This window comes from Streptomyces sp. NPDC050546, assembly GCF_044457425.1.
GTDB lineage: Bacteria > Actinomycetota > Actinomycetes > Streptomycetales > Streptomycetaceae > Streptomyces.
Genome location: NZ_JBITGX010000010.1, coordinates 65,666 through 87,496 on the forward strand (window position 1 = coordinate 65,666; position 21,831 = coordinate 87,496).

A 21,831-nucleotide genomic window follows, 5' to 3' on the forward strand; every position below is an offset into this window, starting at 1 on the left:
ACCTCCCCTTCGACATCCCGGTCAGCTACCCACACGCCTCGGGCGAAGCAGCGCATCTCGGCTCCAGGGGTCGCGCTACGCCTGACGGACCGCGAGTGCTTCCTGATCAATACAGCTGAGGCGGCGATGCAGGTGCTCGCCTTGCAGCAGGAGTGCCGTCATCGCAGCAGTCGTGCCTCTCACGGTCGTTCGCAGCAGGAGCCAAAGCCGGTCGCATGAGTCCGGCTGTCCGGCGAGGTCGTCGCGGAAAGTACAGAAGATTCCCGGACACGGCAGGTCAACGACCACGGTCGATCGATTCCGTTGCCAGGACCACAGCTTATGGGGAGACCGGTGTGAAATCTCGAGTCGCAGGTGCTGTTACGAAGGCATCCGCCGACAGCTCGCTCCCGGCGCAGCCAAGCGCCCAGATCCAGCCCACGGAGGCGGGGAACATCCTGGCCCGCCTCCTGGTGAAACAGATCAATGGGAGCACGGAGCAGTACCGAAAGTCCCAGAACGCCGCTCAGCAGCGGCTGAACGCATTCGGCTCCCCCCACTCCAGCACGACGCTGCAGGTGGAGGGAGCCCTCCATCTGGCGCGGCCCGCGTTCCTCCCGCCCGACGAGGAGGGCTACGCCAGGTTGAGGCACCTCGACACCAGCCTGCGCATGATCGAAGCAGCCTTCCCCCAAGTCAGTACCGACATCGAGGTCTGCAGACTGGCCTGCACCATGCTGGAAGGGGCCTGGAGGAGCCGGGCACTCGCCCCGCCGCGCGAGGAGGAGCAGACAACCGTCTGCGCCTGCCCTCTGTGCCGTCGGCTGCCCACGCCCCCCGCACGCACTCTGGACGACTACCGTTGGCGGCAGAGCGCCGGTCGTCCCCTCACCGTCAAGACCTGGCCATACCGCCGGGAACTCGACAGCGTCCTGACCGGTGGATGGTCCTGGACCCGGCAGATGAACGACCTCGAACGAGACCTCGGCCACCGCCACCACTTCGAGAACGACATCCTCGTCTTCCACGAATACAAACGCGTGATCGACACCATCGACACAACGCGCCTCACCCAACACGTCGAAGGCCGCCTGGCCGAGAATTTCAGCACCAACAGCGCACGGGCCCTGGTCTCCGGACTCTTCGCAGCCCACAAGCGATCCGTCGACGAGTACTGGCTCCAACAGCACGACGCGGGCAGCGTCATGCTCCCCCAGACCAACCCGCTCAACCAGAGCACCTACTCGGCCCTGCAGATGCTGGACTGCCTGTTCTGGCACGTCGCCCCCGACACCGAACTCTGGCAGGAGGAAAACCTCGCCTCCCTGCTGCTGTGCCGCGTCATCGACGACATGGCCGATGTACGAGCCGACGCCCTCACCGGCGAGATCAGCAACTTCTGGCTCGCCGACATGCCCACCCACACCAAGGCGCTCTACGCTGCCTGCGCGATAGCCGTCGTCAAGTACGGCTGCATGCCCGAGGCCCACAGCCCGATGTGGAACACCTGGCTGATGACCACCACCACCGTCTGGATGGGGCTCACGGGCCGCCACGCCCTGTGGTTCGACGGCATCACCCAGGGCCTCCCCCCGGCCGAGGAGTGCACGCTGTGCGACCTGCAGCCCAACCCATGCACCGGCCTCCTCACCCACGGCACCACCCTCACCATCGCCCCGCGGCCCACCGCACCAGCACTGAGCACCAGGACCGCCGAACTGTCCGCACTCTGCCGAGCCCAGTACCCCCAGACATGGGCACTCTTCGACGCCGAGCTCCATGCCTTCGAAGCACTGCACGGCCCCTGGTACGGCAACACGGACAGCACATGGGAGATCTTGCGCCGCACCTACATCGCCGCCGTGGAGGCATCCAGCGCCGCACCATCGCCGGACCGCGCCCGTCATGTCCAACAAGACGCCGGCGTAGTCGGATCCGAGAGGTTCCACACCCTGCACGACCCTCAGACCGGGAGGGAGGACACCGCACTGCTCGCCTACATGTTCGGCTGCGCCCACCCGCATTTCCTCTGGAACGCCACGGGATACCGTCCCACGGGCGTCGCAGGCGACTGGCTCGACGGCTGACGCCTCGATCCTGAAGGCTCGGGCCGCTGCTCACACCCGCCTGGTGGTGGTAACGGCCCAGCCTGTGCCCGGCCCCACCGCAGACGCGAAAGCACTGCCAGGGCATGGCCGTACTCGGCGACGGCGCTCACCTCGACATCGGCCTGACCGTCCCGCACCTCAAACGCCCCGAACGGCCCCTGCTGAAGGGCGACGATGAGGACAGCGCCGCGCCACCGCAAGGCCCGCATGGCCGCCGGCAGCGCGGCGACTGCCTCCACCACTCCGTCCAGGCCGAGGTCGCACGGACCACCGGCCGCTACGCCGCCACCGAGGGGTGTGCCCCGTGGCCTCGGCCGGACTCCCCGGACGCAGCTCGGTTGACGACCTGCTGAGCGTGTGAGCCACCGCCTGCACCCACGCACGGCGTTGCCCGGCCGGAAGCCGGCCGGGCAACGGTCCGCCGGCGTGGCCTAGACGGCGAACTCGACCGGCAGGCTGTCCAGCCGGGACTCCCACGTGGAGGCCGTCGAGCCGAGTTCTTCCGGCGGTACAGCCAGGCGCAGGTCCGGCAGCCGGTGCAGCAGGACGTCCACGCCGATCTCGATGATGGACTGGCCGATGTTCTGCCCTGGGCACTCGTGCGGTCCGGCGCTGAACGCCAGGTGCGACTGGTTGCCCTGCACGGCGACGGCCGAGTCGGGCCGTACATCCGGGTCGAGGTTGCCGGCGGCCAGGCCCAGGATGAGCAGTTCTCCCTCCTGGACGTGATGGCCTCCGAGCTCCATGTCGGCGGTTGCGAACCGGCCCGGCAGCACGGACAGCGGCGGGGCGTCCCACATGACCTCCTCCACCACTGAGGAGACGTTCAGCTCCCCGCTGACCAGACCGGACAGCCGGGCGGCATCGGTGAGGACCCGTTGCAGGACCCGGGCCAGCAGATTGCTGGTGGTGGTGTGCGCGGCGATCAGCACCAGGCGCAGATGGCTGACGACCTCGTCGTGGTCGAGGCCGGCCGGGTGCTCCAGCAGGGCCGTGGCGAAGTCGGAGCCCGGCTCGGCCCGCTTGCGCTCGGCGAGTTCCGCGAGGATCTGCATGATCCGGTCGTTGTGCTCGAGGGCGCCCTCACCGCCCTTGAAGACCTGGGCGCACGACTCAATCATACGTAGACCGTCCGCCGCGGGAAGGCCCAGCATCCTGGTAAGCACGAGCATCGGCAGCTGCTCGGCGTAGTCGGCCACGAGGTCGGTGTGCCCGGCGTCGGCGAACGCGTCGATCTGCTTGTTCGCGAAGTACGTGACGTGCCGCCGGATGCCCCGGGCGGCCGCCGCCTGCAACCCGTCGGTGACGGCGCCGCGCAGCCTGCGGTGCGGTTCGCCGTCCTGGGACACACAGTCGGGGCGCCAGCCGACCATCGGCATGATCGGCGAGGTCTCCTCGATCCGGCCGTCCCGCCAATCCCGCCAGATCCGCGCGTCCCGGCTGAACTGACGGGGGTTGTCGAGCACCCGCCGGTTGTCGCGGTATCCGAGGACCAGCCAGGCGGGCACGTCGCCTTCGAGCAGGACCGGCGCGACCGAGCCGTGCTCCTTGCGCAGCCGCTCGTAGATGCCTCCCGGATCGGTCGCGGCGTCCGGGCCGTACAGCCTGGTCAGGTCGGCGCCGTGATGGGCGACGGGGCAGCCCCGTACGGCCTGGAGTCCGGATTCGGTCGAGTCGTTCATCGGGGCTCCAGGGCCACGGCCGAGCGTTCCTTCAGATGGTGGATCAGGGCGACGAGGACGTCCCGGCTGGAGGCCCGGTCGCGGGCGTCGAAGGCTATGACCGGGGTGTGCTCGGGGATGTCCAGGGCGTCCCGGATCTCCTCGACCGGGTAGTTGGTGGAGTCGGGGAAGACGTTCAGGGCGACGACGAAGGGGACCTCCTGCCGCTCCATCTCCTCGATCGCCCGGAAACTGGACTCCAGGCGGCGGGTGTCCACCAGGACGATGGCGCCGAGCGCCCCCTTGAACAGCCCGTTCCACAGGAACCAGAAGCGCTCCTGACCGGGCGTGCCGAACAGGTACAGCACCAGGCTCTCGTTGATGCCGATCTTGCCGAAGTCGAGGCTGACGGTGGTCTGCGTCTTGTCGGCGACGCCGATGAGACGGTCGACGTCGGCACTGGCCTGGGTGAGGGTCTCCTCGGTGGTGAGCGGCTTGATGTCGCTGACCGACCGGACCATCGTGGTCTTCCCGGTGCCGAACCCGCCGGCGATCATCACCTTCACCGAGCGGGCGTCCCCGCCCGCCCGCCCTCCGGGTTGGTCAAAGCCTTTCAAGTCCACTGAGTACCTCCTCAAGGAGCGCGAGGTCGGGCCCGCGGCCGGCGTCGTGCGCCGGGATGGGGTTACGGGCTTCGACGCGACCTGCGACGAGCAGGTCCGACAGCAGCACTGCGAGAATGTTGAAGGGCAGCCCGAGGTGAGCGCCGAGTTCGGCGACCGACAGCGGATCGCGGCACCGGCGGAGAATCTCCTCGTGCTCGTGCTGCATGCCCGGTAACGGGGCGGCGCGGGCGACGACCAGCGTCGCCACGTCGAGGCTCGACGCCGAACCGCCCGGTCCGCTGCGACCGCCCGTGAGGACGTAGTAGCGCTCGAGACCGGACGGGTCCGAAGGCCTGCGGGGAGCACTCATCCAGAGTGCTCCTCCAGGCGCGGAGTGGTGCCGAGGAGCTCACCCATCCTGCGGGCCAGGTCTCTCATCTGGTGCCCGAGCAGGCCCTGGTCGAGGCCTTCCCTGGCAAGGACACCGAGGTACGTCTCCACACCGGCGCGGACCACGAAGAGGTGCCCGCCGTCGACTTCGATCATCGCGAGCCGCAGCTGCCCGGCGTACTTGGGGAACTGCTCGGCGACCGGCTGGGCGAGGGCCTGCAGGCCGGCCACCACGGCGGCGAAGCGGTCGACGTCGTCGGGGTCTTCGGCGCCGTAGGAGGTGATGGCCTTGCCGTCGCTGGAGGCCACGAGGGCGAAGCGGATCTCCTGGATGCTCTCGACGAGATCGCGGAGCGCCCAGCTCACATCTGTTCCTTGTTGCGTCATGAGGACTAGTCGCTCTCTTCGGTGCGGTGCTCGGTGGACTCGCGTCCGGCGTCGGTGTCGCGGTCGCCGGGCGCCCGGGACGCCTCTTCGGCGTCGCGTCCGGCGGTGGCGAAGGCGGCGAGACCGGAGAACGAGGCGTCCGGCGGGATGGCGGAGACGGTGCTCCGGTCCGTCCGCTCGGCCTCCCTGGGCTCGGCGGCCTCGTTCCGCCTGCTGCGGCGCCGGGGCAGTCCGCCGGGTGTGGTCTCCGCAGCCGCGGCCGGTGCGTCCGACGCGGGTGCGGTGGCCGTCTCGCGGGCCGGGGCTGGCGTGGCGGCGCGGACCTCGGGGGCGGGCGCCGCCGAGGCGGCGGGGGCGGCGGGCAGCGGGCTGAAGTACTTGTGCGGAACCACGACCACCACGGAGGTGCCGAGCCACGGGGAGTCCGCGAAGGTGACGCGGATGCCGTAGCGACGGGCGAGGGCTCCGACGACGCGCAGACCGATGTTCGCGTCCTCGGTGATGCCGCCGAGGCCCGCTCCGGGAGCGGTGCCCGCGAGGGCGTGCTCGGCCTCGCGCTTCTTCTCCTCGCTCAGGCCCTTGCCGGAGTCCTGGATCTCGATGCCGACGCCGTTGGGCACCTCCTTGCCGGAGATGAGCACCGGCTCGGTGGGCGGCGAGTAGCGGGCCGCGTTGTCGAGGAGGTGAGCGAAGATCAGCGTGAGGTGGTCCACGAGACCGCCGTCGACGCCGAGTTCGGGCAGGTGGCGGACCTGGATCCGGTGGAAGTCCTTGATCCGGCCGATGCCGCCGCGCGCCACGCTGAGCAGCCGCTGCGGCTCCTGCCACTGCCGGCCGGGCCGGTCCGAGCCGCCGAGCACACCGATGCTGGCGGCGAGACAGTCGGCGGGGCCGATCTCCTGGTCGAGCTCCATCAGGCCCCGGGCGACGGCCGGCAGCCTGCCGTGCTCGCCCTGCATCTCGTGCAGACGGCCGCGGAGCTTGCTGGTCAGCACGTGGATGCGGTTGCCGATGCTGATGACGGCCTGTTCGGCGGAGGTGGAGCGGTCGAACTCCGACTCGAGGCCGATCAGGGCGGTGCGCAGCACCTTGCGCAGCTCGGCCTGGAGGTCGGAGCTGACCTTGGCGCACTGGTTGAGCGTGGGCAGCACGTCGTCGATGGCGTCGCCGGAGCGCAGCGCCTCCATGGCGGAGGGCAGTTGCTCGTCGGCGAGCCGGGCGACCGCGGCGAGCTGGTGGGAGAGCTGCTCCTGCCAGACCTCGGCCTGGTCGGCGAGCTGGGCCTCGTAGGACGTGGCCTGCTCGGTCAGCCGTTCCTCGTAGGCCCGGGAGGTGTCGGAGAGCTGCGTCTCGTACGTGGCGCTCTGGTCGGCCAGGCGCCGCTCGTAGGTCGCGTTCTGCTCGGTGAGCTGGGACTCCAGGGTGGCGCGTTCGGCGGAGAACTTCCGTTCCAGGCCCGCCACGTGCTGCTGCCACTGCTGGTTGTGCTCGGCCTGCGTGGTGCGGAAGGAGTTCTCCGCCTTGTGCAGTTGTGCCCGGGTGCGCAGCAGCAGGCGTACGCACACGGCACTGGCCGCCGTCGCCGCGAGTCCGGCGACGGCCGCGGTTATTCGCTCCGAGCTCATGAAGGTGGCGGCAACGGTCCCGCCTCCCAAGCTCAGCGGCATCAACCACCAGCTGTACCAGGCGACAGGGGCCCGCGCCGCCGGTGGCGGAGTGGCGAGTTCCATCTGCATCCTTCGAACAAACACGATCGAACAGGGGGGTGTGGATCGCACTCATGAGTACGCACCGCGAGTCGACCGGACGCGATCGCGTCAACTCGCAGCGCCGATCGGAACCTTATCGGGTTTAGACACGAAAGGATCAACCTCGTCGCTCTGCGGACGTGAGGGTTCCGTCACGCTCCGACAGAAAGAAACAGGTCGACAAATATCCATGCCAGCCTGGGCAGTTGACCGGTGAACGACCGCCCGCGATCGGCGGACGGGTCAGCGGGCGGTCTGGAAGGTGCGGCGGTACGCCTGCGGGGACACCCCGATCGCCGCGTGGAGATGCTGGCGCAGGGACGCGCCCGTCGCGAAGCCGACCCGGCCGGCGATCTGATCCACCGTGAGGTCACTGGACTCCAGCAGGTGCCGGGCCCGGGCCACGCGCTGCTGGATGAGCCAGCGGCCGGGACTGAGGCCCACCTCGTCGTGGAAGCGGCGGGCGAAGGTGCGCTGGCTCATCCGGGCGTGGCCGGCGAGGTCGGCGAGGGTGAGCGGTTCGCCCAGGCGCTCCAGGATCCAGGAGCGGGTGGCCGCGGTACTGGCGGCGCCCTGCTCGGGGACGGGCTGTTCGATGTACTGCGCCTGGCCGCCGTCCCGGAACGGCGGGACCACGCAGCGGCGCGCGACGGTGTTGGCCAGCCGGCTGCCGTGGTCCTTGCGGACCAGGTGCAGGCAGATGTCCACCCCGGAGGCGGCTCCGGCGGAGGTGAGGAAGGGGTGGTCGTCGACGAACAGCACGTCCGGGTCGAGGTCGACGAGCGGGAACATGCGCCGGAACCGGTCGGCGACCTGCCAGTGGGTGGTCGCCCTGCGCCCGTCGAGCAGCCCGGCGGCGGCGAGGACGAAGGCGCCGGTGCAGATGGAGACGATGCGGGTCCCGGGCCGGATGAGCGCGAGGGCGGCCAGGACGTCGCCCGGCACCTCGTCGGCGAGGTGGGCGGGCGCTACGGGCGCGATCACCACCGTACCGGCCGTGGCCAGGACCTCGGGCCCGTGCTCCACGGTGACACCGAAGTCCGCGTTGGTGCGCACCGGACCGCCGTCGACCGAGCAGGTCAGCACCTCGTACCGGCCGTCGGCGGCGCCGAGGATACGGCTGGGGATGCCCAGCTCGAAGGGGTACACCCCGTCCAGGGCCAGGACCACCACTCGTTCGCGTCGCATGGCACGATCCTATCGAAGGTTGGCAATCTTGCCATTGGTGAGCGGTGCGCGAACCGGCACGCTTGATCACCATGAGCACACAGAACACGATGCGAGCCATCAGCCAGGACGTCCTCGGCGGTCCCGAGGTCCTCAAGGAAGTCGACGTCGAGCGCCCGGCACCCGGGCCGAACCAGGTGCTGGTCCGGGTGCGGGCCGCCGGGGTCAATCCGACCGACTGGAAGCACCGCGCGACCGGCGGGTTCCTGGGCGAGCCGCCCTTCGTCCTCGGCTGGGACGTCTCCGGTGTGGTGGAGGCGGCCGGCATCGGCGTCGTGGCCTTCGCGCCCGGTGACGAGGTCTTCGGCATGCTGCCGTATCCGTACGGGCACGGCTCGCACGCGGAGTACGTCATCGCTCCCGTCCGCGCCCTCACCCGCAAGCCGGCCGGTGTCGACCACGTCCAGGCGGGCGCGCTGCCGCTGGTCTCGCTCACCGCGTGGCAGGCGCTGGTCGAGCACGCGGACGTGCGGCCCGGGCAGCGGGTGCTGATCCACGCCGCGGCGGGCGGGGTCGGGCATGTGGCGGCGCAGATCGCCAAGGCGCGCGGCGCGTACGTGATCGGCACCGCGAGCGCGGGCAAGCACGAGTTCCTGCGCGGGATCGGCGTGGACGAGACCGTGGACTACCGGGAGACGGACTTCACCGAGGCCGTGAAGGACGTCGACGTCGTCCTGGACACGATCGGCGGCGACAACGCCCTGCGCTCCCTTCGCGTCCTGCGCCCCGGCGGTGTCGTGGTCTCGATCCTCCCGGGCGGCTCGAACGACTTCTACGAGGAGGCCGAGCGGCTCGGCGTACGAGGGCTCCGCATGCTCGTGGACGCCGACCGCAGCGACATGCGGGCGATCGCGGAACTCGCCGAGGCGGGCAAGCTCCGCGCCACGATCGCGGGCACCTTCCCGCTGGCCGCTGCGTCGGAAGCGCACAGGCTGGGCGACACCGGGCGTACTACGGGGAAGCTGGTGCTGGTGAACGACTAGCCGGGCTGGGCGGGCACACCTTCCCCCGGCCTGCGCGGGCCCTGATCGGTCTGGCCGGGCCGGCCGGACCTTGATCGGGCCGGCCGGAGCCAAGGCCGATGGCAGGCTTCCCGCTGTTCTCGGCGGGTTCCTTCCTGCCGCCGGCCTTGGGCTCGAAGTCTGTGACGACCTTCACGGTGGGCCATTCGCGGCCTTTGGCCTTGTGGCCGGTGGAGACGACGACGTCTGCTTCTCTTTCGGGATGCAGCTTGCGCACGGTGGCGAGGACGAGTTCCGGCCCGTACTCGTCGACGATGTCGACAAGCGCCAGCAGGTCGCCGCCGGAGGGGTCAGAGGTGGCGACGCGCTTGGACCCCTCCAGCATGCGGAGCACTTCGCAAAGTGGCGCCGGCGTTGGACCGGCACAGCACGGCGTCGGGGTGGTCGACAGGGCCGACAATGGTGTCGAGGGCAGGCATGCCCGTGAGTCGCTGGGGGGATTCCACGAGGGCTAGCCATCTGCTGGCTTCGGCGGCGATGGCCGGGCCACGGAATGACTGGGTCAGGCTCAGCTGGACGCCGTCGAAGCCGGAGAGGAGAGAGGGTTGCTCCCCCTCCCCTCCCCACCATCGCCACGTGGCGCAGGACACGTTCATGTCAGGATTGCACTTGGGAAGGTTCAGGGAAGTCATAGGGGCACCCATGAACCCATGATTGCCGTGAAGGTGATGACCCGTGACGTCCACTGCGCCTCCCCCCATACCTCGAGCCGCAGGATCGTTTCCGTTCATCGGCCACACTCTGAAAATGCGCGACAACCTCGGCTTCATCGACTCGCTGCGCGAGACACGAGAACCACTTGTCGAGATCATCCTGCAACCCGGGACACGCACCATCGTGGTCCAGGACCCGGCCCTGATCCACCAGATGCTCAAGGCCCTGGGGCCCAGCCTCGACAAGGGCCGGCTCTACGACAAGCTGGGCCAGCTGCTGGGCGACAGTGTCGTCACCGCCACCGGCCGGACCCACGTACGCAAACGCCGCCAGCTGCAACCGGCGTTCGCCCACACCGAGATCAGCCGGTACGTCGACATCATGCGTGCCGAGGTGACGGCCACGGTCGCCGGCTGGGAGCCCGGGCGAACCCTCGACGTACGCGAGGCGATGGTCGGGCTGAGCCTGGACATGCTGGCCAAGACGGTGTTCGCCGGCAGCCTCGACGACCGAGTCTTCCGTCGGCTGCGCAGCGATCTGTCGGTGGTGCTGAACGACGTCGGTGTGCGCATCATGCTGCCCGACTGGGCCGAGCGTCTGCCGCTGCCCTTCAACCGCCGCTTCGACCGGGCCCGGGCCGGCGTACGCGCCACCATCAACACCGCCGTCGACGAACTGCAGGCCTCCGGGCACGACACCGGGGACATGCTCTCCATGCTGCTGCGGGCCATCGACGAGGAGACCGGCGAGCCGCTGACCGGGCATCAGATCTGCTCCGAGATCCTTACCCTGGCCGTCGCCGGCACCGAGACCACCGCGTCGGTGCTGTCCTGGGCTCTGTACGAACTCGCCCGCAACCGCGACATCGAGGCCCAGGTCATGGCTGAGCTGGACGAGGTCCTCGGCGAACGGCCGGTCGCCTTCGACGACGTGATCCGGCTGCCGTACCTGAACCGGGTCATCACCGAGACCCTGCGGCTGCACCACCCTGGCTGGCTGGTCACCCGCCGCACCACCGAGGAGACTCGGCTCGGCGAGTGGATTCTGCCCGCCGGCACCGAACTGGCCTACTGCCAGCACGCCCTGCACCGCGACCCCGAGCGCTTCCCCGACCCGCACACCTTCGCCCCGGACCGGTGGACCGACCCCGCGCAGGATCCTCCGCCGGGCGCGTTCCTGCCCTTCGGGGACGGCAAGCACAAGTGCATGGGGGACCGTCTCGCCCTCACCGAGATGGTCACGGCGCTCGCGACGATGCTGCGTTCGGTACGGCTGGAACTCGCCGAGGGCCAGGTCATCCACCAGGTCGCCCGGCTCACCGTACGGCCGCACACCCTGCGGATGACGGTCCACCGCCGGAACCGTCCCCGAGCCGGGGGCGGTCTCTAGGCCTGTTCGAGGTGTGGATCACGTTGGTCGGAGACTGCGGATCCAGATCACGGCACCGCGTAGGTGGAGTCCAGCGAGGTAGCTGGTGACGGTCTTGTCGTATCGGGTGGCCAGGCCCGGGCCGGGTGCGCGGGCGGCCGACCGGGCCACGCACCTTGACGCCCTACGGGCCGGGCCGTCGGGGCGGACCGGCGTGCAGCAGCCGGGGAGGCCCAGGCCCGGTAGCTCCCGAACCATCCGGCCGCGCCTCGGGCCACGCCCTGCTCGTACCCCTGTCGACAAGTCGGCGGACCGGCGGGAAGGGGCGAACCATCAGGTCCCGCCCGGCCACCGTCCAGACCCGCACCAGCCACCCGGCCCCCTGGTCACAGCCCGCCGGCGGGGCCGTCGGCCGACCTGCCCGGCTCAGTCGCCGGTGTCAGAACGTCAGCACCGGCTTGATCGTCTTGCCCGACCTCATGTCCTGGACCGCCCGGTCGATGTCCCCGAAGGGATAGGTGCTGATCAGGCGGTGCAGCGGGAGGCGGCCCTCCTTCACCAGGCGGACCAGGGCGGGGATCATCGTCTGGGTCTCGCTGTCGCCGAGGGTGAGGCCGACGATCCGCTTGCCGCCGAGGAGGCCGTTGACGTCCAGGGCGACCTCCGTGCCGAAGGGCGGGGCGCCGACGACGACCAGGGTGCCGCGCGCGGCGAGCGCGTCGACGCCCTGGCGCAGGACGCCGACGTTGCCCGTGGTCTCCACGACACCGTCCGCGCCCTGACCGCCCGTGATGCCGGCGAGGGCCTCGGCGAGGTCCTCCCGGCTGGTGTCGACGGTGTGCGAGGCGCCCAGCTCCGTGGCCAGTGACAGGCGTTCGGCAACCCGGTCGACGGCGACGATCCTGGTGGCCGGGGTGAGGGCCGCCGCCATCACGGCCGACAGGCCGACCGCTCCGGCACCCAGGACGACGACCGTGCTGCCCGTGTCGGGCTTCAGGACGTTCCAGACGGCGCCCACACCGGTCTGTACGCCGCAGCCCAGCGGGGCGATCGACTCAAGCGGCACATCCGGGTCGACCTTGACCAGGCTGCGCTCGTCGGCCAGGGCCCGCTCGGCGAAGGAGGACTGGCCGAAGAAGTGGCCGCCCAGGGCCTCGCCGTCCCGGCTGATGGTGTTCGAGCCGTCGGCGCGGCTGCCGCCGAGCAGGTTCAGCGGCAGCCAGGTCGCGCAGTACGCGGGGTGCCCGCCGCGGCAGTTGCGGCAGTCGCCGCAGGAGGTGAAGGAGAGCAGGACGTGGTCGCCGGGCGCGACGCCGGTTACGGCGGGGCCGACGGCCTCGACGACGCCCGCGCCCTCGTGGCCGAGGACCCCGGGCAGCGGGAAGGGCAGTCCGCCGCTCGCCACCCCGAGGTCGGTGTGGCACAGGCCGGTGGCGACCATGCGGACCAGCGCCTCGTGGGGGCCGGGTTCGTCGAGGACGACGTCGGAGAGGGTGAAGGGCGCGCCGCCGGACTCGACGACCGCGGCACGGGTGGTGGTGGGCATCGCAATGGCTCCTTGACGGTGTCTCAGTCGAGCGAGACGACGACGGACTTGACCTTGGTGTAACCGGCGAGGGCCTCGGGCCCGTACTCACGGCCGTAGCCGGAGTCCTTCACACCGCCGAAGGGCACGGCGGGGTCGAGCATCGCCCAGTCGTTGATCCAGACGATGCCGGCCTGGAGCCGGTCGGCGACCCGGTGGGCGCGGGCGAGATGGCTGGTCTGGACGCCCGAGGCCAGACCGTAGGGCGTGGAGTTGGCGAGGGCGACGGCCTCGTCCTCGTCGTCGAAGGGCTGCACGGTGAGGACCGGGCCGAAGATCTCCTCCTGGATCACACGGGAGTCGTTCGCCAGGTCGGCGATGACGGTGGGCTTGTAGTAGTAGCCGCCGTCCAGGTCGAGCCGCTCACCGCCGCAGACGACACGGGCACCCTCCTTGCGGGCCAGGGCGACGTACTCCTCGACCTTCTTGAGGTGCTTCTCGGCCGCCATCGGGCCGATGACCGTGGCCGGGTCGCGCGGGTCGCCGATCGGCACGCCGGGCACGGCCTCGGCGAGGATGCCGAGCAGCGTCGGGTACACCGAGCGGGCCACCAGCAGGCGCGGGCCGCCCATGCAGAACTGGCCGGTGTTGAAGACGAAGCCCTTGATGACCGCGCCGACCGCCTTCTCCAGGTCGGCGTCCTCGAAGACGATGTGGGCCGCGTTCCCGCCCAGCTCCATGGTGACGGGCTTGAGCGCCTCGCCGGCGACGCTCGCCACGTGCCGGCCGATCGCGGTGGAGCCGGTGAAGGCGACCTTGTCGACACCTCGGTGGCGCAGCAGCGCCTCGCCGGCGACGGGACCGCTGCCGGTCACGACGTTGACCACGCCGTCCGGTACGCCCGCCTCCTGGAGGAGCCGGGCCATGTACAGGGCGCTGAGCGGGGTCTCGTCGGCGGGCTTGTGGACGACGGTGTTGCCGGCCGCGAGCGCGGGGCCGAGCTTGGAGCCGGCGAGGATCAGCGGGAAGTTGAACGGGGTGATCGCCGCGACCACGCCGAGCGGCTCGCGCCTGGTGTAGGCGAGGGCGTTCATGGGGGTGTCGCGCAGGGCGCCGTCCTGGCTCTGGGCGAGGTTCGCGTAGTACTCGTAGTCGTTGGCCGCGTTGGTCACGTCGACCGCGCCGCACAGGGTGATCGGCTTGCCGACGTCGAGGCTCTCCAGAGCGGCGAGCTCGTCGGCGTTCTCGCGGATGAGCTGGGCGACACGGTGCAGCACCCGGCCGCGCTCGCGGCCGCTCAGCCCGGACCAGGCACCGTCGTCGTGGGCCTCGCGGGCGGCGCGTACGGCCGCGTCGACATCGGCGGGGCCCGCCTCCGCGACGGTGGTGACGACCGTGCCCCGGGACGGGTCGACCACCTCGGTACGCGCCCCGTCGGCGGCCTCGCGCCACTGCCCCCCGACGAACAGCTGTCCGGGTTCCCTCTCGAAGGTGGTCATCGCCGCTCCCCAGCGTCGTCGCCAAGTTTTCAACAAACAGGATTCCTGTTGGTTCGCAGTCTCTTTACAGACAGGTTTCCTGTCAATGCTCTAGCCTGCTTCCATGCTCGACACACAGGTGACCAAGGCGCCCCCTTCCCTGCTCTACATGGTCAAGCAGGTGGAGCTCGTCGTGCGCTCCCACCTGGACGAGCTGGTCAGACCTTCCGGGATCACCGCTCTCCAGTACACCGCGCTGACCGTCCTGGAGCGACACGACGGACTGTCGGCGGCCCAGCTGGCGCGCGACTCCTTCGTCACCGCGCAGTCCATCGCCGATCTCGTCCGCTCTCTGGAGGGCCGCGGTCTGGTGCGCCGGGAGCGCAACCCCCGCAACCGCCGGGAGCTGCTGATCCTGCTCACGGACGACGCCCGGGAGCTGCTCGCCCGGCACGCCGGGCCGGTCCGGGAGCTGGAGGAGCGGATGGTGCGCGACCTCACGGCACACCAGACCGAGCAGTTCCGCCAGGCGCTCACCAAGGCCTGGCACGCCCTGTCGTAGCCCGGAGCGCACGCCTGGAATCGCGCCCGCGCTCACGCCCGCGCACTCCCCCGCGCGAACCTCGGCCAACTCGCCTGCAATTCAGAGACATATGTCAATCGAACATGCTCAAATTCACTCGTTGGAGGGTAACTTGCGGAGCGGGGAACGGTTTTGAGGCCGTGGCCCCTCCCCACGCACGGAGCAGGCTGGAGGCGATCTCGTCGTGCGGCAGGAACCTGCACCGCTCACCCGGCATCTGCGCGTCCGCCAGGAACGGGGACACACCGTGCTGGAGTTCCGCGGCGAGATCGACCTCGCCGCGGCCACGGAGATCGCCCCGCACCTGGACCGGGAGACGAACCGCCGCGCCGCCCGGGTCGTGATCGACCTCAGCGGGATCGAGTTCTTCGACTGCTCGGGCCTGCGGTTGCTGTACCGGGCCAGGAGCCGGGTCCTCGACCGGGACGGTCACCTGCTCCTCGTCTGCGCCCACCCCCTGACCCTGCGGGTGCTGCGCATCACCGGCCTGTCCCGGCTGCTGCCGCCGCAGCCGACCCTGGACGCGGCCCTGGAACAGCCGGAGGCCACGTCCGGCTCAGTGTGACGCCCGGGCGCAGACCTCCGTCCTTCCGTACGTCCCTTCCTGTCCGTGCGCGCCCTGCCGTGCTTCCACCGAAGTCGTCCGGTCCTCAACCGGCCGGTCTGGCAGGGGATGTGGCGGGCATCCGGACAGTAGGAAGGAGGGCCGTCGACATGACGACTCCCGTCAAGCACCTCCCCAGGCGCATGCCCGGCTGGGCCAAGGTGGTGGGCGCGCTCGTGCTGGTGCTCGTCGTGTTCTTCGCCGGGATCCGGCTCAGCGTGATCCCGGGCCTGAAGGACCTGTTCGGCACCGACACCCACGACCGGTCCGGCCCCGCACTGCTGAAGTCCATCCAGGACATCAGCCGGTACGACGCCGCCTCCGGCAACTTCCAGGTCGTCGTGGACCTGGAGAAGGACGCCAGGTTCCTGCCCGACGCGATCCGCGGCACCCGCACCCTGTACGTCGGCGCGGGGACCGTCGACGCCTATGTCGACCTGGGCAAGGTCGGCGACGACGACGTGAAGGTCAACGGCGACCGCACGTCCGCCACACTCCGGCTGCCGCACGCGCGACTGGGCAAGCCGGCCCTCGACCCCGACCGTTCCTACGCCGTCTCCAAGCAGCGCGGTCTCTTCGACCGCCTCGGCGACCTCTTCTCGGACAATCCCAACGGTGAACAGGCCGTGCAGAAACTCGCGGTACGGCACATCGGGGACGCGGCGAAGGAGAGCGAGCTGACCGCACGCGCCGAGAAGAACGCCACCGGCATGCTCGAAGGGCTGCTGCGCTCCCTGGGCTTCAAGGAGGTGAGGGTCTCGTACGGGACCTGAGGACCCCCCGGACAGGGCGGAGTGCCCCGGCGGAACGCGGGCAACAGTGGCTGGGAACGACCCCCGGCGGCATCGTCGGCGCGGCCGTGGGTAACCGCCCTGTCACACAGGGAAGTTGAAGAGTGGAGGAGCGTATGGCCAGTGCAGCCTCACGTCCCCGTACCGTCGGGTCCGGGAGCGAGCGACGTCCACTGCCGCTGCCCGTCCGGCTGCTGGCGATGCTGTGCGCCTTCACATTCATGGTCGCCTTCGCCGTGGTGCTGGCCCAGCTGACCCTGCAGCCATCGCCCGCCTCGGAGGCGCTGACCCACACCAACCTCCAGCCCGGCGACTCCCTGAAGGCCTATCTCGACCAGCCGGAACTGCGGGACGCCCTGCGCCAGATCGGCGGCAACATCCTGCTCGGCGTCCCCTTCGGCATCCTCGTGCCCGTCGTAGCGCCGCGCACGCGCGGCATTCTGCGCGTCCTGCTGATGACCGCGATCGTGATGCTGCTGGTGGAATTCGCCCAGGGTGCCCTGGTCACCGGCCGCGCCTTCGACATCGACGACGTCATCCTCAACACCACGGGCGCGCTGATCGGCTATCTGCTCCTGGGCCGCCGCATGAGCCGCGCGGTCCACGCACGCAGGCCCCGGCGCGGCCGGGCGGCCGGGAAGTCGCCGGCCGGGAAGGCCTAGTGCAAGGTCCAGGTGTACTTGTCTCCGCCCACCCAGCGGACCACGTCCGGATCGTCCATGTCGTGGACCGTGATGCCGAACGCGGCCGCGGCCGTCAGTACGTCGGTGGCGGCCTTGGCCTCCCCGACCACCTGGCCGTCGATCTCCACGATCCGGAACGGCGGTGTGCCCGGCTGCACCCCGAGCACCATGATCCGTGGGTGGGATATGTACGGGCTCGCGCTTTCGGTCATGCATCGAGGGTAGAGCGCAACCGGCGACAGCGCGGGGTTCAAGCCCACGTCGTGCGGTCCGCCGGGGGCTGGGGAACCCTTGAGGTGGAGGTGGCGATGGATCCCGTCGAGGCACTGGACCGGATCGCCTTCCTGCTGGAGCGGTCCCTGGCACCGACGTACCGGGTGCGCGCCTTCCGTACGGCGGCCCGGGTGCTGAAGGAGCTGGGCGACGACGAGGTGCGCCGGCGGGCGGCGGACGGTTCGCTGGAGTCGCTCAAGGGCGTCGGGCCGAAGACCGCGCAGGTGGCGCGGGAGGCGCTGGCCGGGGAGGAACCCGGCTATCTGCGCACGCTGGAGAGCGAGGCCACGGAGCGGCCCCCCGTGCGGGGCGGCGAGCGGCTGCGGGAGCTGCTGCGCGGCGACTGCCATCTGCATTCCGACTGGTCGGACGGCGGCAGCCCGATCGAGGAGATGGGCCGGGCCGCGGCGGCACTGGGCCACGAGTGGGCGGCGCTGACCGACCACTCGCCGCGGCTGACGGTGGCGCGTGGCCTCACGGCCGAGCGGCTGCGGGAGCAGTTGGACGTGGTGGCGGAGCTGAACGAGACCTGGGCGCCGTTCCGCCTGCTGACCGGCATCGAGTGCGACATCCTCGAGGACGGTTCCCTCGACCAGGAGCCGGAGCTGCTGGACCGGCTCGACGTCGTCGTGGTGTCGGTGCACTCCAAGCTGCGGATGGACGCCCGGTCGATGACCCGGCGGATGGTGGCCGCCGTACATGATCCGCACTCCGACGTGCTCGGGCACTGCACGGGGCGGCTGGTGACCGGCCGGGGGCGGCCCGAGTCGGAGTTCGACGCGGACGAGGTGTTCGCGGCGTGCGCGGAGACCGGCACGGCGCTGGAGATCAACAGCAGGCCGGAGCGGCTCGACCCGCCGCGGCGGCTGCTGCGCCGGGCGGTGGACGCGGGGGTGCTGTTCTCCGTCGACACCGACGCCCACGCACCGGGGCAGCTGGACTGGCAGATCAACGGGTGCGCGCGGGCGGAGGAGTGCGGAGTGCCGCCGGAGCGTGTGGTGACGACGTGGTCCCTCGAGGAGCTGCTGGCCTGGACCCGCGAGCGGCGGGTGCCGTCCGGCGTGACGGGCGGCTGAGGTGGTACCCGGGCGGGCCTGAGAGGAAGGGACCACACCTATGGACAGCGCCGGACGGGCGGCCGTGTTCGACGTCGACGGCACGCTGGTCGACACCAACCACCTGCACGTCGTGGCGTGGTGGGAGGCCTTCCGGCAGGCGGGCCACCAGGTGCCGATGCACGCCGTTCACCGGGCCGTGGGCCTGCCCTCCACCGACCTCGTCGCCCACTTGCTGGGAGACAGCCGCGACAAGGACCAGGACGCCGGCATCAGCGCCGCCCACAAGGCGCTGTACGGGCAGTGCTTCGACCGGCTGCCCGCGCTGCCGGGTGCCGGGCCGCTGCTGCGCCGGCTGCACCGGGAGGGCTGGGCGGTGGTGCTGGCCACCTCGGCGGGCGGCACCGAGCTGAGCGCGCTGCGCCGGGCCATCGACGCGGACGACGCCATCACCGCCACGGCGAGCGCCGACGACGTCGACGAGGGCAAGCCGGCACCCGAGCCGGTCGAGCACGCGCTGGAGCTGGCCGGGGTACCTGCTCAGCGGGCGGTCTTCGTCGGAGACACCGCGTGGGACATGCTGGCGGGCAGCCGCGCCGGGGTGCGCTGTGTGGGTGTGCTGTGCGGCGGCATCCCGCGCGCCGACCTGGAGAAGTCCGGCGCGGACGCGGTCTACGCCGACCCCGCGCACCTGCTGTCCTCCCTCCGGAGCAGCCCGCTGGCATGAGACCGCCATGAGGCGGCGTGAAACCCCCGGTCACGCGGATACTCGCAGCGCATGACGCGGGTGACGAGAGCGGTACGGCGGGCGGCCCGGGCCTTCCGTCCGGGGCGGGACAGAGGCACGTCGGCCGAAGCGGGGCGGATCCGCGCGCTGGAGCACGAGGCCCGCGGCAGACGGCCGGTGGATGCCGTGGGGCGGGAGACGCGGGCCGCCTGGAACGCCCTGCGAGCCGCCTGGAACGGGCCCGGGCGCGAACGCGATCTTGTCGTCCAGTCGCTGAAGGCCGCCGCGGCCGCGGTGCTCGCCTGGCTGGTGGGCGGCGTCTGGATGGGGGACCCGCTCGCGCTGATGGCGCCGTGGGTGGCACTGGTGCTGGTGCAGGCCACCGTCTACAGCTCGCTGGTGCAGGGTGCGCGGCAGTTCGGGGCGATCTGTGTCGGCACCGTGCTGGCCTCGGCCGCACAGGCGCTCACCGGCGACACGACGGGCGCGCTCGCCCTGTCCGTCCCGGTGCTGATGCTGCTCGCGAACTGGTCCCGCTTCGGCGACCAGGGCATCTACGCGGCGACCACCGCGCTGTTCACCCTCACCGCGGGCTCGGTGAGCATGTCGAGCGTCGGGCACCGGGTGGGGCAGGCGGCACTCGGGGCGGTCATCGGCCTCGCGGTCAACGCACTCGTCCTGCCGCCGGTCCATCTGCGGGACGTACGGGAGAACCTGGCGGCCCTCGCCCGGGAGGCGGGCGACGTCCTGCGCACCGTCGCCGCCGACCTGCGCGAGGGCGAGTGGGACGCGCAGACCGCCGCCGGCTGGCTCAGTGCGTCGTCCCGGCTGGACACCCGGCTGGAGGCGCTGCGCTCGGCGCGCCGGTGGAGCCGGGAGAGCCTGCGCCTGACCTACGGCCCGCTGCGCGCCCTGCACCGCGTGCCGCACGGGGGTGGTGCCCTGCCGCCGATGGACGAGGACGAGCGGTTCAGCCGGGTCACCGGGCATGTCACCGCGCTGACCCGGGCCCTGGCGGTGTCCGTGGACGACAACCGGACGCCCGCACCGCCCGAGGGCCCGGCCCTTGACGCGTACGCGCGCCTGCTGGACCTGATCGGGGAAGCCTGCCACAGCGAGGCCGACAGTCTGCTCGACGGCAGCGTGCGGCCCCGCCCGGACGAGGAGACCGTTCGGGCGATGGCGGAGCTGCACCAGGAGCTGCAGGAGAAACTGCGCCGGGACGCCGGGGAGGGGGCCGCGCACACGGCGGTCCTGGGCACGCTGCTGCTCCAGGCGGAGAACCTGTGGGCCGAGACCGTCCCGGACGACCGGGGACGGTGACCCACCTCACCGGACGGGGCGTCCGAGCGTGGAACACCCAGCGATGGTTGCCCGTTGAACAAGGCGTGGGTACGCGCTCACACCTTGAGCCGCCCCGGCCGTGATTCCCCCGTCCGGCCGGGGCTTCCCCATGTTGCCACCCGGGTACTCGGTGCACCGCTCGCGGAACCACGCGGCCGAGAGGAGCGGAAGGTGAGCAGCGCAACGGGCAAGAGGATCGTCGTCACGGGCGCCACCGGCAATGTGGGCACCAGCGTGGTGCGCCTGCTCTCCGAGGATCCGGAGGTCGCCTCCGTGCTGGGCCTGGCCCGGCGGATCCCCGACTGGTCGCCGCCGAAGACGGACTGGTCCGCGGTGGATCTGGCCTTCGCGGAAGCCGACCTCGTGGAGCGGTTCGCGGGCGCCGACGCGGTCGTCCATCTGGCCTGGGCGTTCCAGCCGACGCACGATCCCGCGAGGACCTGGCGCACCAATGTGCTCGGCAGCATGCGGGTGTTCGAGGCGGTGGCCGCCGCGGGGGTGCCGGCGCTGGTGCACGCCTCGTCGGTCGGCGCGTACTCGCCGGGTCCCAAGGACCGGACGGTGGACGAGTCGTGGCCGACGCACGGCTGGCCGGACGCCGCGTACTGCCGGGAGAAGGCCTATCTGGAGCGTGCGCTGGACACGTTCGAGCGTGATCACCCCGGGACGCGGGTGGTACGGATGCGTCCCGCCTTCCTCTTCCGGCGGGAGTCCGCGAGTGAGCAACGCCGTATCTTCGGCGGGCGTTTCCTGCCGGGCCCGTCGGCCCGTCCGGAGCTGCTGCCCTTCCTCCCCGACATCGCGGGCCTGCGGGTGCAGGCGCTGCACACGGACGACGCGGCGCACGCCTACCGGCTGGCGGTGCACTCCGAGGCGCGCGGCGCGTTCAACCTCGCGGCCGAGCCGACGGTCGACGCGGAACTCCTGGGCAGGATGTTCGGCGCCCGTCCGGTGCGGCTGCCGCGCACGGCGGCCCGTTCGGCGATCGCCGCCGCCTGGGGCCTGCGCCTGCTGCCCGCCTCACCGCAGCTGTTCGACGCGGTCCTGCGGCTGCCCCTGATGGACTGCGCACGCGCGCGCGGAGAACTCGGCTGGCGGCCGGAGCACACGGCGCCGGAGGTGCTGGAGCAGTTCCTCCAGGGACTCCAGCAGGGTGCGGGCGCGCCGACGGAACCGATGCAGGGACACAAGGTGGGCTGACCCCAGGCCGGCCCGCACCCCCGCCTCCCGCACTTCGGAATCGACCGATGGCCGCAGCCGGCCCCCACGGTCAGCTGCGGCCATCGGCGCTCAGGGGGGTGCTCAGTCGGCGGGCTCGTCCGGCACCGGATGCTCGGGGTGCACCGTTCCCGGTTGCGGCGCCTCCCCCTGCCGGCCCGTCCCCGCCTCGTCCGTACCGGGCACGTCGGCGGGCTCGTCGGCGGAGCGCTTCCCGTCCTTCCCGGCCTTCTCGTTCTTCCCGTCCTTCTCGTCCTCGCCGGTGCCCGTGAAGCGCGGGGCCACCTCCCACGGGTCCTCGCCGGCGTCGGCCTGCTGGTCCGGCATGTCCCGCGGGACGGGCTCACCGTTCTCGCCGGGTCCTTCGAGGCGGTGGTCGGTCACGGCGTACTCCCTTCGTG

23 protein-coding genes and 1 pseudogene are annotated in these 21,831 nt (G+C 71.2%); 12 read left to right on the forward strand and 12 right to left on the reverse strand.

Annotated elements, in window-relative coordinates:
• The first annotated feature begins 335 nt into the window (after positions 1-335).
• Together ACIBK5_RS24910 and ACIBK5_RS24915 are read left to right on the forward strand one after the other, a co-directional pair.
• On the forward strand, positions 336-2,066 hold the full coding sequence (locus ACIBK5_RS24910; protein ID WP_399022573.1) for a hypothetical protein: 1,731 nt from the start codon (positions 336-338) through the stop codon (positions 2,064-2,066).
• A 104-nt stretch (positions 2,067-2,170) separates the two neighbouring features.
• Positions 2,171-2,440, forward strand: a complete 270-nt coding sequence (locus ACIBK5_RS24915) for a hypothetical protein (RefSeq protein WP_399022575.1) — start codon at positions 2,171-2,173, stop codon at positions 2,438-2,440.
• A gap of 78 nt (positions 2,441-2,518) precedes the next feature.
• Here the strand turns inward: ACIBK5_RS24915 and ACIBK5_RS24920 are convergent, their stop codons facing one another.
• The 6 genes from ACIBK5_RS24920 to ACIBK5_RS24945 all read right to left on the reverse strand — a co-directional run bounded on the left by ACIBK5_RS24920 (position 2,519) and on the right by ACIBK5_RS24945 (position 8,066).
• The gene (locus tag ACIBK5_RS24920; protein ID WP_399022577.1) at positions 2,519-3,769 is read right to left on the reverse strand and encodes a cytochrome P450; all 1,251 of its coding nucleotides are present in this window, start codon (positions 3,767-3,769) and stop codon (positions 2,519-2,521) included.
• Positions 3,766-4,371, reverse strand: coding sequence for a GTP-binding protein (locus ACIBK5_RS24925; protein WP_399022579.1), 606 nt, complete (start codon positions 4,369-4,371; stop codon positions 3,766-3,768). Before ACIBK5_RS24925 ends, ACIBK5_RS24920 begins: the two co-directional genes overlap by 4 nt.
• On the reverse strand, positions 4,352-4,723 hold the full coding sequence (locus tag ACIBK5_RS24930) for a DUF742 domain-containing protein (RefSeq protein WP_215116839.1): 372 nt from the start codon (positions 4,721-4,723) through the stop codon (positions 4,352-4,354). The genes ACIBK5_RS24925 and ACIBK5_RS24930 overlap by 20 nt, the downstream gene beginning before the upstream one ends.
• Positions 4,720-5,130: a roadblock/LC7 domain-containing protein gene (locus ACIBK5_RS24935; protein WP_003994857.1), complete on the reverse strand. Its 411-nt coding sequence runs from the start codon at positions 5,128-5,130 to the stop codon at positions 4,720-4,722. The genes ACIBK5_RS24930 and ACIBK5_RS24935 overlap by 4 nt, the downstream gene beginning before the upstream one ends.
• Before the next feature lie 5 nt (positions 5,131-5,135).
• On the reverse strand, positions 5,136-6,860 hold the full coding sequence (locus ACIBK5_RS24940; RefSeq protein ID WP_399022582.1) for a sensor histidine kinase: 1,725 nt from the start codon (positions 6,858-6,860) through the stop codon (positions 5,136-5,138).
• Positions 6,861-7,121: 261 nt separating this feature from the next.
• On the reverse strand, positions 7,122-8,066 hold the full coding sequence (locus tag ACIBK5_RS24945; RefSeq protein ID WP_399022584.1) for a GlxA family transcriptional regulator: 945 nt from the start codon (positions 8,064-8,066) through the stop codon (positions 7,122-7,124).
• A 71-nt stretch (positions 8,067-8,137) separates the two neighbouring features.
• On the opposite strand from ACIBK5_RS24945, the gene ACIBK5_RS24950 reads away from it, so the two are divergent.
• Positions 8,138-9,088 (forward strand): NADP-dependent oxidoreductase, encoded by a 951-nt coding sequence (locus ACIBK5_RS24950; RefSeq protein WP_399022586.1) that lies wholly within the window; start codon positions 8,138-8,140, stop codon positions 9,086-9,088.
• Here the strand turns inward: ACIBK5_RS24950 and ACIBK5_RS24955 are convergent.
• Positions 9,057-9,452 (reverse strand): hypothetical protein, encoded by a 396-nt coding sequence (locus tag ACIBK5_RS24955; protein ID WP_399022588.1) that lies wholly within the window; start codon positions 9,450-9,452, stop codon positions 9,057-9,059. The genes ACIBK5_RS24950 and ACIBK5_RS24955 overlap by 32 nt on opposite strands.
• Before the next feature lie 350 nt (positions 9,453-9,802).
• On the opposite strand from ACIBK5_RS24955, the gene ACIBK5_RS24960 reads away from it, so the two are divergent.
• Positions 9,803-11,170: a cytochrome P450 gene (locus ACIBK5_RS24960; RefSeq protein ID WP_399022590.1), complete on the forward strand. Its 1,368-nt coding sequence runs from the start codon at positions 9,803-9,805 to the stop codon at positions 11,168-11,170.
• An 18-nt stretch (positions 11,171-11,188) separates the two neighbouring features.
• On the opposite strand, the pseudogene ACIBK5_RS24965 reads toward ACIBK5_RS24960, so the two are convergent.
• The 3 genes and pseudogenes from ACIBK5_RS24965 to ACIBK5_RS24975 all read right to left on the reverse strand — a co-directional run.
• A pseudogene (locus tag ACIBK5_RS24965) lies at positions 11,189-11,287 on the reverse strand (IS5/IS1182 family transposase); the annotation flags it as partial.
• 301 nt (positions 11,288-11,588) lie between these two features.
• Entirely contained in the window at positions 11,589-12,695 is a 1,107-nt protein-coding gene (locus tag ACIBK5_RS24970) for an NAD(P)-dependent alcohol dehydrogenase (protein WP_399022591.1), read from the reverse strand.
• A gap of 23 nt (positions 12,696-12,718) precedes the next feature.
• Complete coding sequence (locus ACIBK5_RS24975; protein WP_399022593.1) at positions 12,719-14,173, reverse strand: aldehyde dehydrogenase family protein; 1,455 nt, start codon at positions 14,171-14,173, stop codon at positions 12,719-12,721.
• A gap of 103 nt (positions 14,174-14,276) precedes the next feature.
• Here ACIBK5_RS24975 and ACIBK5_RS24980 point away from each other — a divergent pair, with 103 nt between their 5' ends.
• The 4 genes from ACIBK5_RS24980 (at position 14,277) to ACIBK5_RS24995 (ending at position 16,792) form a co-directional block, all read left to right on the forward strand.
• Positions 14,277-14,714 (forward strand): MarR family winged helix-turn-helix transcriptional regulator, encoded by a 438-nt coding sequence (locus ACIBK5_RS24980; protein WP_215116846.1) that lies wholly within the window; start codon positions 14,277-14,279, stop codon positions 14,712-14,714.
• A 205-nt stretch (positions 14,715-14,919) separates the two neighbouring features.
• Positions 14,920-15,300 carry an anti-sigma factor antagonist gene (locus tag ACIBK5_RS24985; protein WP_399022596.1) on the forward strand — a complete coding sequence of 127 codons (381 nt, stop codon included), beginning with the start codon at positions 14,920-14,922 and terminating at the stop codon, positions 15,298-15,300.
• 149 nt (positions 15,301-15,449) lie between these two features.
• Complete coding sequence (locus ACIBK5_RS24990) at positions 15,450-16,112, forward strand: DUF4230 domain-containing protein (RefSeq protein WP_399022598.1); 663 nt, start codon at positions 15,450-15,452, stop codon at positions 16,110-16,112.
• Positions 16,113-16,246: 134 nt separating this feature from the next.
• Positions 16,247-16,792: a VanZ family protein gene (locus ACIBK5_RS24995; protein ID WP_399022600.1), complete on the forward strand. Its 546-nt coding sequence runs from the start codon at positions 16,247-16,249 to the stop codon at positions 16,790-16,792.
• Here ACIBK5_RS24995 and ACIBK5_RS25000 read toward each other — a convergent pair.
• On the reverse strand, positions 16,789-17,025 hold the full coding sequence (locus tag ACIBK5_RS25000) for a hypothetical protein (RefSeq protein WP_193481290.1): 237 nt from the start codon (positions 17,023-17,025) through the stop codon (positions 16,789-16,791). The two genes, ACIBK5_RS24995 and ACIBK5_RS25000, sit on opposite strands and share 4 nt — an antisense overlap.
• 96 nt (positions 17,026-17,121) lie before the next feature.
• On the opposite strand from ACIBK5_RS25000, the gene ACIBK5_RS25005 reads away from it, so the two are divergent.
• The 4 genes from ACIBK5_RS25005 to ACIBK5_RS25020 all read left to right on the forward strand — a co-directional run bounded on the left by ACIBK5_RS25005 (position 17,122) and on the right by ACIBK5_RS25020 (position 21,412).
• Entirely contained in the window at positions 17,122-18,162 is a 1,041-nt protein-coding gene (locus ACIBK5_RS25005; RefSeq protein ID WP_399022602.1) for a PHP domain-containing protein, read from the forward strand.
• Positions 18,163-18,202: 40 nt separating this feature from the next.
• Positions 18,203-18,868, forward strand: coding sequence for an HAD family hydrolase (locus tag ACIBK5_RS25010; RefSeq protein WP_399022604.1), 666 nt, complete (start codon positions 18,203-18,205; stop codon positions 18,866-18,868).
• 51 nt (positions 18,869-18,919) lie between these two features.
• A complete protein-coding gene (locus tag ACIBK5_RS25015) occupies positions 18,920-20,191 on the forward strand; it encodes an aromatic acid exporter family protein (protein WP_399022606.1) in 1,272 nt (423 codons plus the stop codon).
• A gap of 192 nt (positions 20,192-20,383) precedes the next feature.
• Positions 20,384-21,412, forward strand: coding sequence for an SDR family oxidoreductase (locus ACIBK5_RS25020; protein WP_399022608.1), 1,029 nt, complete (start codon positions 20,384-20,386; stop codon positions 21,410-21,412).
• 102 nt (positions 21,413-21,514) lie between these two features.
• Here ACIBK5_RS25020 and ACIBK5_RS25025 read toward each other — a convergent pair whose 3' ends face one another.
• Positions 21,515-21,814, reverse strand: coding sequence for a hypothetical protein (locus ACIBK5_RS25025; protein ID WP_399022610.1), 300 nt, complete (start codon positions 21,812-21,814; stop codon positions 21,515-21,517).
• Positions 21,815-21,831 lie beyond the last annotated feature (17 nt).